The 15547-nt window shown below is 33.9% G+C and carries 13 protein-coding genes and 1 pseudogene; 9 read left to right on the top strand and 5 right to left on the bottom strand.

Translation table 11 applies throughout. The features are described from left to right. Nucleotides 1–65 precede the first annotated feature (65 nt). From ACHMWN_RS13700 to rplT, 9 genes and pseudogenes are all read left to right on the top strand, one after another. Nucleotides 66–1958 carry a RecQ family ATP-dependent DNA helicase gene (locus ACHMWN_RS13700; protein WP_397302081.1) on the top strand — a complete coding sequence of 631 codons (1893 nt, stop codon included), beginning with the start codon at nt 66–68 and terminating at the stop codon, nt 1956–1958. A gap of 64 nt (nt 1959–2022) precedes the next feature. Next, nucleotides 2023–3345 carry an MFS transporter gene (locus ACHMWN_RS13695; RefSeq protein ID WP_397302078.1) on the top strand — a complete coding sequence of 441 codons (1323 nt, stop codon included), beginning with the start codon at nt 2023–2025 and terminating at the stop codon, nt 3343–3345. 25 nt (nt 3346–3370) lie between these two features. Further along, a pseudogene (locus tag ACHMWN_RS13690) lies at nt 3371–4109 on the top strand ((Fe-S)-binding protein). A 102-nt stretch (nt 4110–4211) separates the two neighbouring features. Continuing rightward, the gene (locus ACHMWN_RS13685; RefSeq protein WP_397302075.1) at nt 4212–5123 is read left to right on the top strand and encodes a hypothetical protein; all 912 of its coding nucleotides are present in this window, start codon (nt 4212–4214) and stop codon (nt 5121–5123) included. 162 nt (nt 5124–5285) lie between these two features. After that, nucleotides 5286–6377, top strand: a complete 1092-nt coding sequence (locus ACHMWN_RS13680) for an acyltransferase family protein (protein ID WP_397302073.1) — start codon at nt 5286–5288, stop codon at nt 6375–6377. A gap of 122 nt (nt 6378–6499) precedes the next feature. Then, nucleotides 6500–8425 (top strand): threonine--tRNA ligase, encoded by a 1926-nt coding sequence (thrS, locus tag ACHMWN_RS13675; protein WP_397302070.1) that lies wholly within the window; start codon nt 6500–6502, stop codon nt 8423–8425. A gap of 12 nt (nt 8426–8437) precedes the next feature. Continuing rightward, nucleotides 8438–9007: a translation initiation factor IF-3 gene (gene infC, locus ACHMWN_RS13670; protein WP_173269084.1), complete on the top strand. Its 570-nt coding sequence runs from the start codon at nt 8438–8440 to the stop codon at nt 9005–9007. 26 nt (nt 9008–9033) lie between these two features. Then, nucleotides 9034–9234 carry a 50S ribosomal protein L35 gene (gene rpmI, locus ACHMWN_RS13665; protein WP_173269083.1) on the top strand — a complete coding sequence of 67 codons (201 nt, stop codon included), beginning with the start codon at nt 9034–9036 and terminating at the stop codon, nt 9232–9234. Between the two features lie 69 nt (nt 9235–9303). Then, nucleotides 9304–9648, top strand: a complete 345-nt coding sequence (gene rplT / locus ACHMWN_RS13660; protein ID WP_055131818.1) for a 50S ribosomal protein L20 — start codon at nt 9304–9306, stop codon at nt 9646–9648. 113 nt (nt 9649–9761) lie between these two features. On the opposite strand, the gene bioD is transcribed toward rplT, so the two are convergent. From bioD to ACHMWN_RS13635, 5 genes are all read right to left on the bottom strand, one after another. Next, nucleotides 9762–10376, bottom strand: a complete 615-nt coding sequence (gene bioD / locus ACHMWN_RS13655) for a dethiobiotin synthase (protein WP_397302066.1) — start codon at nt 10374–10376, stop codon at nt 9762–9764. Further along, on the bottom strand, nt 10369–11502 hold the full coding sequence (locus ACHMWN_RS13650) for an aminotransferase class I/II-fold pyridoxal phosphate-dependent enzyme (protein ID WP_397302063.1): 1134 nt from the start codon (nt 11500–11502) through the stop codon (nt 10369–10371). The genes bioD and ACHMWN_RS13650 overlap by 8 nt, the downstream gene beginning before the upstream one ends. A 61-nt stretch (nt 11503–11563) precedes the next feature. Then, nucleotides 11564–12298, bottom strand: a complete 735-nt coding sequence (locus tag ACHMWN_RS13645) for an MIP/aquaporin family protein (RefSeq protein WP_397302061.1) — start codon at nt 12296–12298, stop codon at nt 11564–11566. Between the two features lie 21 nt (nt 12299–12319). Further along, a complete protein-coding gene (gene glpK / locus ACHMWN_RS13640) occupies nt 12320–13810 on the bottom strand; it encodes a glycerol kinase GlpK (protein WP_397302059.1) in 1491 nt (496 codons plus the stop codon). Nucleotides 13811–13832: 22 nt separating this feature from the next. Beyond that, nucleotides 13833–15425: a glycerol-3-phosphate dehydrogenase/oxidase gene (locus ACHMWN_RS13635; protein ID WP_397302057.1), complete on the bottom strand. Its 1593-nt coding sequence runs from the start codon at nt 15423–15425 to the stop codon at nt 13833–13835. Nucleotides 15426–15547: the final 122 nt, after the last annotated feature.

Below are 15547 nucleotides of genomic sequence, written 5' to 3'. Positions count from 1 at the left end.
TGATAATTTATGTGCGCAATTTAATAATATCAGTCCGTTTTTATTAGTTTTGAAAACATCTTTTTATGACAGAAGCGGAGATTTTAAAGAAATATTGGGGTTTTGACAACTTTAGACCTTTACAGGATGAAATTATCCAATCGGTATTAAAAGGGAATGATACTTTAGCTTTATTGCCAACTGGCGGAGGAAAATCATTATGTTTTCAAGTGCCGGCAATGGTAATGGATGGAATTTGTATTGTAGTTTCTCCATTAGTTGCCTTGATGAAAGATCAAGTTGAAAATTTAAAGGCTAAAGGAATTGAAGCGATCGCGATTTATGCTGGAATGGGCAAAAGAGAAATCGACATTCTTTTAGATAACTGCATTTATGGCAAGATTAAATTCCTTTATTTATCACCAGAAAGATTGCTGTCTGAAATAGTTCGAGAACGGATTTCTTACATGAATGTAAATCTGATTGCGGTAGACGAAGCACATTGTATTTCTCAATGGGGTTATGATTTTCGACCACCATATTTAAAGTTAAAAGAGCTTCGAGAAATCCATCCTGATAAGCCAATTTTAGCATTAACTGCTACTGCAACGGCTTTTGTGAAAGAAGATATATTGCAAAAACTAGAGTTGAAAAACCCTCAAATCTTTGTAAAGAGCTTTGCTCGTACCAATTTAAGTTATGTAGTTTTCGATTTAGAAGACAAACATAAAAAGCTGTTAGAAATTGCTAATAACGTAAAAGGATGCGGGTTAGTTTATGTAAGAAATAGGAGAGAAACCGCAGAAGTTGCTCATTTTTTACAACGAAATGGAATTGCTGCAGATTTTTATCACGCAGGAATTGAAAAAGATCTTCGCTTTAAAAAACAAGAGGATTGGAAAAAAGATATCATTCGGATTATGGTTGCCACCAATGCTTTTGGGATGGGAATTGATAAACCGAATGTTCGTTTTGTAATCCATTTAGATTTGCCAGATAGTTTAGAAGCGTATTACCAAGAAGCTGGTAGGGCAGGGCGAGATGAAAAACGTGCTTTTGCTGTGTTATTGGCTAATAAATCAGATCAATTGATATTAACTGCGAAATATGCAGATAGTTTTCCAACAGTTGAGGACATTAAAAAAACATACCATTATTTAGGAAGTTATTTTCAACTCGCTTTTGGCGCTGGCGAAGGTTTAAGTTTTGAATTTGATTTAGCTGATTTTTGTAAAAAATTTAACCTTGGTGTAATTAAAACCTTAGCATCGTTAAAGTTTTTAGAGCATGATGGTTATTTAGCTTTATCAGAAAATATATTCTTACAATCTAGAATCATGTTTACTGCTAATCATGAAGATGTTTACCGTTTTCAAATAGAAAATTCTGGTTATGATCCGTTAATAAAAACTATTCAACGCAGTTATGGTGGTGCTTTTGATGGTTATGTTAAAATTAAAGAAGCAGATTTATCCAATAGGTTAAAAATTTCTTTTAAGGATGTTGTTGAGCATTTAAATCGCTTACAGCAATTAGAAATCTTATCGTACTTACCACAAACAGACAAGCCACAATTACAATTTATTTTGCCACGAGCAGATCAATTGCATTTGGATATTGATGTGAAGTATATTAAACTACGACAACAAATTCAAATAGATCAACTTAAAGCAGTTTTAGGGTATGCATCTACACCATTATGTAGAAGTAAACAATTACTTCATTACTTTGGAGAAACGAATGCAGATAAATGTGGATTTTGCGATATCTGCCTTGCTGAAAGGAAAGTAGAAGAATTAGCCCAAGTAAAAGATAAAATAGATTTTGAAATTATTACCCTATTACAAAGTGAACATTATAGTTTAGATGAATTAGTAATTAAGCTAAATACAGGTATGGAAAATGATAAAATTGAAAGAATTAGAGAATTGTTAGATGCTGGAAAAATAAAATCGGACGGCAAAAAGTATTATTTGTAAAAAGCATTTTGCACAATTCTATTCTTTATTATTATTTTATTTACATTTAGTTTCTCATAAAAATATGCAACAGAAAAACGATAAAAAAGTTATTCGCTCTTGGGCCTTTTTCGATTGGGCTAACTCTGCTTATAACTTGGTCATAACCTCAACAATATTTCCAGCGTATTACACCATTATTACTTCCGATAAGAATGATAATACGATAGATTACGTGACTTTTTTAGGAAGAAAATTTGTGAATTCAGCATTGTATAGCTACGCTATGGCTTTTGCCTTTTTGGTTATTGCGATAATTTCTCCAATATTATCTTCAATCGCAGATACTAGAGGAAATAAAAAGATTTTCATGCAAATGTTTACCTATATAGGTTCTTTAGCCTGTTGTGGACTATTTTATTTTAAATTAGAAACATTGGAAATCAGCGTGGTTTTATTTGTTTTAGCGGCTATTGGTTTTTGGGGGAGTTTAGTTTTTTATAACTCGTATTTGCCAGAAATTGCAACAATCGATGAACAAGATAAAGTAAGTGCGAAAGGTTTTACTTACGGATATATTGGAAGTATAATTCTTCAATTAATTTGTTTTGTTTTTGTTTTTAGACCTGATTTATTTGGCATTACTGATCATTCTATTCCACCTAGATTATCGTTTTTTATGGTGGGTATTTGGTGGATGGTTTTTGCACAAATTCCATTTAAAAATCTACCAAAAGGAAGTCCTAATTTTAAAAGTGAGAAACAAAATGTGATGACTAGTGGCTTTAAAGAGCTGAAAAAAGTTTGGGGTCAAGTAAAACAAATGGCATATTTAAAACGCTTTTTGTTCGCATTCTTTTTTTACTCTATGGGTGTACAAACTGTAATGCTAGTGGCAACTATTTTTGGGGAAAAAGAATTACATCTTCCGACATCGAAATTAATAGCTACTATTTTATTATTACAAATTGTAGCTATTCCTGGCGCAATGCTGATGTCGTATTTGTCTACTAAGAAATATGGAAATGTAAATGTACTGATAGGAGTAGTGTTGATTTGGATTGGAGCTTGTATTGCTGCATATTTCATTCATACCGAATACCAATTTTATGCTTTAGCGGCAGTAATTGGGTTAATTATGGGTGGTATTCAATCTTTATCACGTTCTACCTACTCTAAATTTTTGCCTCAAGAAAGCCCAGATCATACTTCATTTTTCAGTTTTTATGATGTAACTGAGAAAGTAGCTTTAGTATTTGGAATGTTTAGTTTTGGATATATTGAAGAATTAAGTGGTAGCATGCGAAATTCTGTTATTGCATTAGCCATCTTTTTTGTTTTAGGATTACTATTTTTGCTGTTCCTGAAAAAAGTACAACCTAAATCAGTTGCTGTTATTGAAAAATAGGAGCCTTAATTTTTAATATTTCCCGATGAAGATAGAATTATTTGTTCCTTGTTTTGTAGATCAATTATACCCAGAAACCGCTTTTAATACGATTAAAATTTTAGAAAAAGCAGGTTGCGAAGTAAGTTACAACTCAAAACAAACTTGTTGCGGACAGCCGGCCTATAATGCAGGTTATTGGGAACAAGCAAAAGAAATTGGTGGTAAATTTTTAACTGATTTTTCTGAAAGTGATTACATTGTAGCTCCATCAGCTTCTTGCGTTGGTATGGTTAAAAATGGATTTAATGATTTGTTTACCAATACAATAGTTCACAATAAGTGCCGAAGTATGCAAGCTAATATCTTCGAGTTATCTGATTTTTTAATTAACGTGGTAAAGAAAGATTATTTCGGAGCAGAGTTAGATGGAAAAGCCGTTTATCATGATTTCATGTAGTGGTCTTCGCGAATGCAAAATAAAAGAAGAACCTCGTCGCTTACTTTCTAAAGTTCATGGCTTAGAATTGGTAGAAATGAAAGACACGGATATGTGTTGTGGCTTTGGTGGTACTTTTGCAGTTAAATTTGATGCAATTTCATCTGCAATGGCAGAACAAAAAGTAAATAATGCGTTAGAAATGGATGCTGAATATATTATATCAACAGATTTATCATGTCTGATGCATTTAGAAGGTTATATCAAAAAGAATAACATCTCTTTAAAAACAATGCACATTGCAGATGTGCTTGCAAATGGTTGGTTAGAAAGCACAGAATACTAATTTAATGTAAAAGAAAGGTTATACTTCTATAAATTAACCTTTTTTAACACTTGAAGTCTAAAAACTACAATAAATTTGTAGTATAAAACAATAAATATATCCATGAAAAAAATTCTTATTGCCTTTGTTGGCTTATTTACATTAGCCTTAACAGCTCAGGCACAAAAAAAATCTGGAGCAATCCAGTTTGAGACTACCATAGATCCAGCTGCAATGGCAACTGCAAACGGTATCCAATTAAGTGATGAAATGAGGGCTCGAATGCCTAAATCAGTTAAAACAAATTTCGAATTGTTATATAACGCAACTAATGCCAGCTATATGCCTGTTGAAGAAACAGAAGACAGTAACGGTGGTGGTGGCGGAGGAATGGGTCGTATGATGATGCGTTTTGGTGGTGCTGGTGGTGCAAGAGAATATTATTATACGTTTGCTGATCAGAAATTAGTAGAGGTTTTTGATGTAAGTGATACAACTTATGCAATGGCTAGCAAATTAACAGTTGCATTGCCTGCCCCTCCAGTTAATAGACAAGGTCAACAAGGTGCAAATGCTACAGCTCCAGCAGCTACAAGTGCGGTAGTTTTTTTACCAGGCCCGCCAACTCTTGAAGTAGTTAAAACTGATGAAACAAAAAAAATTCTTGGTTTCAATTGCAACAAAGTGATTGTAAAATCTATTCGTAAAGCACAAGTTTTAGGTATGGATAAAGACGTTGTTGATGAAACCGTTGTATGGTATACGAATGACTTGGGTTTTAATTTTTCTCCAAATCCTAATTTATGGACTGAAGGAACGGTTTTAGCTATCGAAAACAAAGGAAATAATACAACTGCAAAAAGCATTGAATATAGAAATGTAAGTGCAAAAGATGTAACAGCTCCGAAAAAAGCTTTACCAATTACTGCTGATGAATACAAAGCTAAAATGGAAGCGATGATGAAAAGATTTAGTGGTGGTAACAGACAGGGTGGTGGCCCAAGTGGCACCGTTAGAAACGTTATTATTAATTAATTTTCATATACTATAGATTTAAGCCCTCGATATATAATCGAGGGCTTTTTTGTTTTGCGTATGAATGAAACATTTTAAATCTTTTACAAACAATACCTTTGTTTTTCTTTGTGTATCATTCTCAAATGGTTATTATTGGACACACAAAACAATAAAACTTGAATGAATACCACACAAAATAATACCGATCTATTAAAAACAAAACAACATTTCGAAATTTTAGATGGTTTAAGAGGAGTGGCAGCTATAGTTGTAGTCATCTTTCATTTCATGGAAATTGCGATTACAGATTATAGTGAAAATTTTGTCGGACATGGGTATTTAGCCGTCGATTTCTTTTTCTGTCTATCAGGTTTTGTAATAGCTTATGCTTACGATAATAGAATAACACAAATGACCACTTGGCAGTTTATTAAGCTAAGGCTTATTCGTTTACAGCCGTTAGTAATAATCGGTTCAATATTAGGCTTATTAACTTTTCTTTTTGATCCATTTAGTAATCTTTATGCCATATATGGGTTTGGCAAAACAGCATTAATTTTCTTGTACTCTGTTTTCTTAATTCCATATCCAGCAATGGCAGAAAGATATACCAACCTTTTTAGCTTAAATGCTCCTGCATGGTCTCTTTTTTGGGAGTATATTGCAAATATTTTTTATGCTCTAGTACTTTTTAAAGCATCCAGAAAAATAGTAATAATCCTTACTTTTATTGGCGCTATTATTTTATGTTATGTCGCCTTTCATTCCACAAATGTGAGTGGTGGTTGGGGCGGTCAAAACTTTTGGGATGGTGGAGCAAGAGTTCTTTTTTCATTTGTAGCGGGTATGTTAGTGTATCGCTCTAATTGGATTATTAAAAACAAATTAGGTTTTTTAGGATTGAGTGTTCTTTTACTCTTCGCTTTCTTAACACCATACAGAGATCAATACAACTGGATTGTCGAACCAATCATCGTTATATTTTATTTTCCATTATTGGTTTCTTTAGGTGCAGGATCAATTTTGAAACCGTCACATACAAAAATCACGAAACTATCTGGAGAAATATCGTACCCTTTATACATGACACATTATCCATTTGTTTGGATCTTCTTAACTTATGTTTTAGTAGTTAAACCACCACTTTCGCTATTGGCAATTGTTATCTCAATTTCGGTGATATCATTAATTATTCTAGCTTATTTGATTATGAAATTTATAGATATTCCAATACGTGAATATTTGAAAAGTAAGCTAAGAAAAGCTGTTTAATAATTTCGAAAGAAGCATTTATACTTTGAAATCTACTATAAAAAAGGCATCTTTGCATGTCAAAAATCACTTGGTATGTGATTTATTAAACAATTTTATTAACCTTTAAATCATAGTTGTAGATGATTAACATTACTTTACCTGATGGTTCAAACCGTCAGTATGAAAAGGGCGCAACTGCCCATCAAATTGCCTTATCTATCTCGGAAGGCTTAGCAAGAAACGTTTTAGCAGCAGAAGTTAATGGAGAAATTTGGGATTCTTCACGTCCAATTGAAATGGATTCTACTGTTAAATTACTAACTTGGAATGATACAGCTGGCAAAGCTACCTTTTGGCATTCATCAGCTCACTTAATGGCCGAAGCTTTAGAAGCACTTTATCCAGGTACTAAATTTGGTATCGGCCCTGCTATTGAAACTGGTTTTTATTACGATGTAGATTTTGGAGATAGAGAATTTTCTTCAGATGATTTCAAAGCAATTGAAACTAAAATGCTAGAGTTAGCTAAAACAAAAGAAGAGTTTAGCAGAAAAAGCGTGAGCAAAGCTGATGCCATTCAATACTTTAAAGAAAAAGGTGATGAGTACAAATTAGACCTTTTAGAAGGGTTGGAGGATGGAAAAATCACTTTTTATACTCAAGGTGAGTTTACAGATTTGTGTCGTGGACCGCATATTCCAAATACTGGTTTTATTAAAGCCATAAAATTGATGAATGTTGCTGGTGCATATTGGCGTGGCGATGAAACTAAAAAACAGTTAACTCGTATTTATGGTGTAACTTTTCCAAAAGCTAGCGAATTAACAGAGTATTTGTTAATGATCGAAGAGGCTAAAAAACGCGATCACCGTAAATTGGGTAAAGAACTAGAACTATTTATGTTCTCTGATAAAGTTGGTGCAGGTTTACCAATGTGGTTGCCAAAAGGAACTGCTTTGCGTGAACGTTTAGCTCAGTTTTTGACTAAAGCACAGGTTAAATCGGGTTATGAGCAAGTAATTACACCGCATATTGGCCATAAAAATTTATATGTAACTTCTGGTCATTACGATAAATATGGTAAGGATAGTTTCCAACCCATAAAAACTCCACAAGAAGGCGAGGAGTTCTTCTTGAAACCAATGAACTGCCCGCACCATTGCGAAATGTACAAATTCAAACCTCGTTCTTATAAAGATTTACCAGTTCGGTTTGCTGAATTTGGTACTGTTTATCGCTATGAGCAGAGTGGAGAATTGCATGGGTTAACTCGCGTAAGAGGATTTACTCAAGATGATGCACATTTATTCTGTCGCCCAGATCAAGTAAAAGAAGAATTTAAAAAGGTAATTGATTTAGTGTTATATGTTTTCAAATCGTTAGGATTTGATAATTATATCGCTCAAGTTTCTTTACGTGATCCAGAAAATAAGGCCAAATATATTGGTAGCGACCAAAATTGGGCATTGGCTGAAACTGCTATTATTGAGGCTGCGGAAGAAATGGGACTTCCAACAGTTGTAGAACTTGGTGAAGCTGCCTTCTATGGTCCAAAACTAGATTTTATGGTGAAGGATGCATTGGGTAGAAAATGGCAATTGGGAACTATTCAAGTAGATTACAATTTACCAGAACGTTTCGAATTAGAGTATACTGGTAGTGATAACTTAAAGCATCGTCCAGTAATGATTCACCGTGCACCATTTGGTTCATTAGAACGCTTTGTAGCAGTTTTAATTGAGCATTGTGCAGGTAACTTCCCATTATGGCTTTCTCCAGAACAATATATTATTCTTCCTATCTCAGAAAAGTATGAAGAATATGCAAAAAAAGTTTCAGATGAACTAAATAATTCCGATATTCGCGGGCTGATAGACTTTCGAGATGAGAAGATTGGAAGAAAAATCAGAGATGCTGAGGTTAAAAAATTGCCTTATATGCTCATAATCGGTGAAAAAGAAGCAGAAGAAGGAAGAGTTTCTGTTCGTAAACACGGAGAAGGAGATTTAGGAAGTATGACTTTAGCAGAGTTTAGCGCATTAATTAGTAAAGAAATAACAGTTTAATAGGATTTACATTTGGCATTAGGAAGACCAGGATTTAATAGGGGACCACGTCCTCCTTTTAAGAAAAAAGAAGCAGAACATAATATTAATCAGTATATCAGAGCTCAAGAGGTGAGATTAGCTGGAGATAATGTTGAGCCAGGAATTTACCCTTTGGCAAAAGCTTTGGCACTTGCTGATGAACTGGAGCTCGATTTAGTTGAGATTTCTCCAAACGCAGTACCGCCTGTTTGCCGTATTATAGATTATAGCAAATTTGTTTACGAACAAAAGAAAAAGCAAAAAGAGATAAAGGCAAATGCTAAACAAACTGTTATAAAAGAAATTCGTTTCGGTCCTAACACGAACGATCACGATTTTCAATTTAAATTAAAGCATGCAATTAGCTTTTTAGAAAACGGCGAAAAAGTAAGAGCTTATGTACATTTTAAAGGTAGAGCTATCGTTTACAAAGAACAAGGAGAAATCTTATTGTTAAAGTTTGCTCAAGCATTAGAAGATATAGGTAAAGTAGAATTGTTGCCTAAATTAGAAGGAAAACGCATGTTTTTAACATTAGCACCTAAAGTAGCAAAGAAGTAATAAATTATATAAATTAAAACAGGGTTATGCCAAAAATGAAAACCAATTCCAGTGCTAAAAAGCGTTTTTCGCTTACTGGAACAGGTAAAATCTCAAGAAAGAACGCATACAAAAGTCACATTTTAACAAAAATGAGCACTAAACGTAAGCGTAATTTAGGCCAGACAAGTCTGGTAAGTAACGCTGATATGGGCAACGTTAAACGTATGCTTGCAATCGGTAAATAATTAATTTTTAACCAGATACTCGGTACCTAAGATTGCAAATGCAACACCGCTTATCAAAAACAACACATTATGCCACGTTCGGTAAACGCAGTAGCTGCTAGACGCAGAAGAAAAAAAGTCCTAAATATGGCCAAAGGCTATTGGGGATCAAGAAGCAAGGTATTTACCATTGCTAAAAACACGGTAGAAAAAGGTTTGCAATATGCTTACCGTGACCGTAAAGTTAAGAAAAGAGAATTCCGCGGATTGTGGATCCAACGTATTAACGCTGGAGCACGTGAGCACGGTGTATCTTACTCTCAATTAATTGGTAAATTGGCAGCTAAAAACATCGGTTTAAACCGTAAAGTATTAGCTGACTTAGCAATGAACCATAAAGATGCTTTCAAAGCAATCATTGATGCAGTAAAATAAGAAATACAGTTTCAAAGAAAAGGCGAGCTTAATGTTCGCCTTTTTTTATGCTTAATTTTTATTTATAGTTTGACGAAGAAGAACTTATTATTGTCCTCGTAAATAGTAGCTAATTATTCAAAAGTTAAATAATGTCCAGCTTCAATGATAGTTTGCTTATTTACATCTTTTAACAAAGGGATTTTACCCAAACAAGGAACTTGCATATACTTTAAAATATAATCTTCAGTTTCTAAGTTTGATTCTCCATTAAAAATTATTCCTTTTATTTGAATGCTATTTTGTTTTAATGCATTGATAGTTAGTAATGTATGATTTATGCTTCCCAAATAGTTTTGCGAAACTACAATAACTTGAACATTTAGTTGTTTGATTAAATCGAGAATTAACTCTTTATCGTTTAATGGAACTAGTAAACCTCCAGCACCTTCAATTATGAGTGAATTTTTAGTTTCTGGAAGATGGAATTTACTTAATTCAATTTGTATGCCATCTAATTTTGCTGATAAATGAGGAGAAAGCGGTTTGTTTAAACGGTATATTTCTGAATGAATTTTAGTTTTTGAATTGCTAATCAAGTTTTCTATAGCAAAACTATCGCTTTGCGCTAAATCACCCGATTGAATCGGTTTCCAATAATCTGCTTTTAACTTTTCTGTTAAAATTGCGCTTATCATTGTTTTTCCAATGCCAGTTCCGATTCCAGTAACGAAATAATTTTCATTCATGCTTACTTAACACTTTTAAATGATGTACTAAATTGATGATTTCTTCATCTTTATTATATGTATGCAAGCAAATTCTTAAACGCTCTTTTCCTTCTTGCACAGTCGGGCTTAATATTGCCTTTACGTCAAAGCCATTATCTTGAAGATTTTTAGCAGCATTTCTTGCTTTTTCACTTCCACTAAATAAAATAGTTTGAATTGCGCTTTTGCTTGGAATTATTGATAAGTCTAAATCGTTAATTAAATGATTATAAAGATCTATTTTTTTTATGATTTGATTAGTTTCATCACCATTGGCTAATAACTGATATGCGCAATTTATAGCTACAATATTGTGTAAAGGTGCGGCAGTAGTATAAATAAAGGAACGAGCGAAATTAATTAAGTAATTACGTAAACTTTGGCTACCTAGAATTATGGCGCCATGAGTGCCAATGGCTTTACCGAAAGTTACAATACGAGCAAAGACATCACTTTCTAAACCTAATTTTACAACTAATCCTTTTCCTTTTTTGCCAATAACGCCTGTTGCATGTGCTTCATCTACAATTAAATGGGCATTATATAATTTACATAAAATACTGATTTTTTGGAGTGGAGCTAAATCGCCATCCATAGAATACACGCTCTCCACTACCACATAAATTATTCCTTTTGCAACTTTCAATTTCTGCTCAAGATCTATTAAATCATTGTGTTTGAATTTATATCGCTCTGCATGACTTAACCTTGCTCCATCAATTAAACTTGCATGAATTAATTCATCTGTTATAATTGTATCTCCACGTTGTGGAATGGATGATAATAAACCAATATTGGCATCGTAACCAGAATTGAAAATTAAACCAGTTTCGGCATGATGAAAATCTGCAATAAATTGCTCTGTTTCTTCTGTATATGGATGATTGCCACTTAACAAGCGAGAACCTCCTGAACCATTAAAATGGGGCTTTAAGTTAAAGATATGTTCTTCAATTAGCTCATTTAATGTTGAAGAACGAGCAAAACCTAAATAGTCATTTGAGCAGAAATCTATAGGTAGAGATAGGTTTGTTAGTTTTCTTAGCAATCCCTTATCTACTCTTTCTTTTAGTTTCTGTTGAAGAAAATTCTCTGCTTGATTCATTGAGCCCAAAAATAAAGAAAGCCCCGATATAATCGAGGCTTTCTGAGGTATATTTTAATGGTTATTTTATTGCTAAAAAAGCAAGAGCAGCTAACGAAGATCCAATGATAGGACCAAGGATTGGTACCCAAGCATAAGCCCAATCGCTACTTCCTTTGCCTTTCATAGGAAGTATTGAGTGTATAATTCGTGGTCCTAAATCTCTCGCTGGATTAATGGCATATCCAGTAGTTCCACCTAAAGCTAAGCCAATTACCCACACCAAAAAGGCAACAGGAATTGCGCCAAGAGATCCTAATCCAACTGGTGTTGGTTGCTCTTTAGTGCCCATAATGGCGTCTGTAAAATAAAAGATGACAAAAATTAGTACGAAAGTCCCTATAATTTCTGAAAGTAAATTGGAAGTATAATTTCTAATTGCTGGCGCCGTAGCAAATGGTGCTGCTTTTAAGCCTTGGTCATCTGTTGCATCAAAATGGTCCTTGTAAATGAACCAAACCAATAACGAACCAGTCATTGCTCCACCAATTTGCGCAGCTACGTATCCTGGAACCAATGCCCATTCAAATTTATGGGCTATTGCTAAGCCTAAACTCACAATAGGATTTAAATGAGCTCCACTGTGTGGCCCTGCTACCACAACACCAACAAATACAGCAAGCGCCCAAGCTGTGGTAATTACAATCCAACCACTATTGTTGCCCTTAGTTCCTTTTAGTACAACATTGGCTACAACGCCGTTGCCGAGTAAAATCATTAGCGCTGTGCCAATGAATTCTGCAAGATATACGTTCATATAAAATTTGTTTATTTGGTTTTAATTTTCAGCATTTACTCTAGCAGCTTTTATAGCTCTATTCCAACCTTTTACACGTTCAGTATTGTCAATGCCATTTTCAGCTACAAATGTTCTATTGATTTTCCATTGGGATCTAATTTGATCAACACTATCCCAAAAACCTGTTGCTAGCCCAGCTAAATAAGCAGCGCCGATAGCGGTAACCTCTGTAACCTCTGGTCTGATTACTTTACAGTTTAATAAATCTGCCTGAAATTGCATTAACAAATTGTTAGCCGTTGCACCACCATCAACTCTTAATTCAGCTATGCCAACTCCAGCGTCAGCTTCCATAGCTTTCAAAACATCCATCGTTTGGTAGGCAATACTTTCTAAAGCTGCTCTTGCAATGTGTGATTTGTTAGTTCCTCTTGTTAAACCTGTAATCGTTCCACGAGCATGTTGATCCCAATGTGGAGCACCTAATCCAGCAAATGCGGGAACAATATATACTCCTTGTGTATCTTTTACTTTTGCTGCTAAAATTTCTACATCTGCAGATTTAGAAATCATTCCTAATTCATCTCTTAACCATTGGACTACAGCTCCTCCAATAAAAATACTTCCTTCTAATGCGTAAAAAACCTCATTATTAATTTTCCATGCAATTGTTGTTAACAGGTTATTTGCTGATATTTTTGGTGTTTTACCAATATTCATTAACATAAAACAACCTGTTCCATATGTGTTTTTAACCATTCCTGGCTCAGTACACATTTGTCCAAATAAGGCCGACTGTTGATCGCCAGCTATACCTGCAATAGGTAATTTTGCGGCTAAAATATTTCCTGCTGTTTCTCCATATACTTCACTTGATGATTTAACTTCTGGCAACATTGATGTTGGGATACCAAAAAGTGATAACAATTCTTCGTCCCAACTTAATGTATGGATATTATACATCATGGTACGTGAAGCATTACTTACATCGGTAACGTGAGTTGTGCCATTTGTTAATTTCCATATAAGCCATGTATCAATAGTACCAAATGCCAATTTTCCGTCTTCAGCTTTATCTTTTGCACCAGGTACATTTTCTAAGATCCATTTTGCTTTAGTCGCTGAGAAATAAGAATCAATAATTAATCCTGTTTTATCTTGAATCTTCTTTGCTAAGCCTTGTTTTCTAATTTCGTCGCAATAAGCGGATGTACGTCTATCTTGCCAAACGATAGCATTATAAATCGGCTGCCCAGTTTCTTTATCCCAGACTACAGTAGTTTCTCTTTGATTAGTAATTCCTATTGAGTTGATATCCTTTGCGGATAAGCCAGCTTTTACAATTGCTTCTGCAGCAACAGATAATTGTGTAGACCATATTTCTAAGGGATCGTGCTCTACCCAACCAGCTTGAGGATAAATTTGTGTGAATTCTTTTTGCGCAATGGCGACAATTCCACCATCATGGTTAAAAATAATAGCTCTCGAACTTGTGGTTCCCTGATCGAGAGATAAGATATAATTGCTCATAATTTATAATTGGTTAGGTTTTTTAACTCGCTAAAGCCTCTTTTTCTCTAGATTTTTCTGCGTGATAAATATATCCAGAAGCTAATTTATTAAATATTTCTATTTGATTTTCTTCCCATTCTTTATTTGCACCCAATTCTGTTGCTAAAATTGATGCTACTTTGGTGCTCATTTCAATTGCAGCTGCTGCATCAATAAAAAGAACTCTTAATCTTCTGCTTAATATATCTTCAACCGTTTCGGCCATTTCATTTCTAACCGACCAAAGTACTTCAGCTTCTGTATATGGAAAGTCAGGATGTATTTTTTTATTCAATTCTGGGTGTTTTTTACACAAATCTTCAATATACTGTCTATCCGAACCATAAATATTCAAATATTGATCATCATTTGCTAATAAAGAGCCGTGTATTTTCAGGTTTTTTGTTGCACACACCTTAGGAGAAAAACCACTATGTTTAATCGCTAAGTCAATAGTTTCTTCCGCCATTCTTCGGTAAGTTGTCCATTTACCACCAGTAATAGTAATTAAGCCTTTTGCAGAAACTATTAATTTATGGTCACGACTAATCTCTTTTGTACTGCTACTATTTGCATCAGTAGGGGCAGCAAGAGGTCTTAAGCCAGAAAATACACTTAAAATATCTTTCTCTGCTGGTTTCTTTTTAAAATAAGCACCAGCAGTATTTAAAATAAAATCTGTTTCTTCTTTTAAGGCTCTAGGTTCCAAATTATGTTCATCTAGTGGAGTATCTGTTGTGCCAACTAATAAATGTTCATGCCAAGGAACTGCAAAAAGAACACGTCCATCAGCAGTTTTTGGAATCATTAATGCTGACTCACTATTTAAAAATTCTTTTCTTAATACAACATGAACTCCTTGACTAGGACGAACCATTTTTTTAGCAGTCGGATTATTCATTTGCAAAATCTCATCAACAAAAACACCCGTTGCATTAATCACAACTTTGGCATTTAGTTTAAATTTTGCGCCTGTTAATGTATCTTCTGTTTCAACACCTACAACATCATTGCCCTTTTTAATTAGGTCTACAACTTTCATATAATTGATTAATGTAGCACCTAATTCAACTGCTGTTTGCGCAATATTAATGGCTAGTCTAGCATCATCAAACTTTCCATCATAATAACTAATTGCTCCTTTAAGTCCTTTTTCCTTAATGCCAGGCATTAAGTTTAAGGTTTCTTTTTTTGATAAATATTTCGATGCTCCAAAGCTAAATTTTCCAGCAAGCCAATCGTAAAGCGTAAGCCCTGTTAAATATTTAGCAACTGAGAACCAATCGTAGCAAGGAATAATGAATTTTTCTTTATGGACCAAATGAGCTGCATTTTGAGCTAATAATCCTCTTTCTCTCAAAGCATGCTTTACTAAACCAATATCACCTTGTGCTAAATATCTTACTCCACCATGTACCAGTTTGGTACTTCTGCTTGAAGTTCCTTTAGCAAAATCAGATTGTTCTACCAATAATGTTTTTAAACCTCTACTTGCCGCATCGAGGGCAGTACCTAAGCCTGTAGCGCCACCACCAATGATGATGATATCCCAATATGAGTTATTTTCTATACTATAATTATGTAGCCTTTTCATTAAAAAGAAATAAAACGAAACAATAAGCAAGTATAAGTAATAGTTGTTGAAATAATATATAATGTGTATTAAAAAATTATTATTTTTATAATTAGTAAACAAATTGACTGCTTATTTTTATT

The sequence above is a fragment of the Pedobacter sp. UC225_61 genome (genome assembly GCF_044452285.1).
In the GTDB taxonomy this organism is placed as follows: Bacteria; Bacteroidota; Bacteroidia; order Sphingobacteriales; family Sphingobacteriaceae; genus Pedobacter.
Note: the sequence above shows the minus strand (reverse complement) of the source record. Positions and strands in the feature narration are given on the sequence as shown.